The sequence below is a fragment of the Limosilactobacillus mucosae DSM 13345 genome (assembly GCF_001436025.1).
Lineage (GTDB): Bacteria > Bacillota > Bacilli > Lactobacillales > Lactobacillaceae > Limosilactobacillus > Limosilactobacillus mucosae.
In genome coordinates, this window is sequence record NZ_AZEQ01000071.1 from 1 (window position 1) to 653 (window position 653).

General features: G+C 52.5%; 1 protein-coding gene. It reads left to right on the forward strand.

From position 1 onward, the window contains the following. The first annotated feature begins 72 nt into the window (after window positions 1–72). The gene (locus FC47_RS10815; RefSeq protein WP_056968828.1) at window positions 73–495 is read left to right on the forward strand and encodes a hypothetical protein; all 423 of its coding nucleotides are present in this window, start codon (window positions 73–75) and stop codon (window positions 493–495) included. The last annotated feature ends 158 nt before the right edge of the window (window positions 496–653 follow it).

The following is a 653-nucleotide window of genomic DNA, read 5'->3' on the forward strand; positions in this document are numbered from 1 at the left end:
GTCGAAGCTGATTCACTCGCACTTTGAGAAGCACTCGTTGATGCTGATTCACTTGCGCTCAGTGATGCGCTAGTGGAGGCCGATTCACTGGCACTCAGAGAAGCACTCGTCGATGCCGATTCGCTCGCACTCTGTGATGCACTCGTTGATGCCGATTCACTGGCACTCAGCGATGCACTAGTCGATGCCGATTCACTTGCACTCAGAGAAGCACTCGTCGATGCCGATTCGCTCGCACTCAGAGATACACTCGTGGATGCAGACTCACTTGCACTCAGGGATGCGCTGCTTGATGCAGACTCGCTGGCACTCAAGGATGCACTGGTTGAGGCTGATTCACTTGCACTCAAGGATGCACTAGTTGATTCCGATTCGCTGACACTCAGTGAGGCACTTGTCGATGCAGATTCGCTCGTACTCAGCGATGCGCTGCTTGATGCTGATTCGCTCGCACTCAGAGAAGCGCTAGTTGAGGCTGATTCACTCGCACTTTGAGATGCACTGGTCGAAGCGGATTCACTTGCACTCAAGGATGCAGACTTGCTTGCGCTTTGTGATGCACTCGTTGATGCGGACTGACTTACACTTACTGATGCAGACTTGCTTGCGCTTTGAGAAGCACTCGTGGATGCTGATTGACTTGCACTTACTGA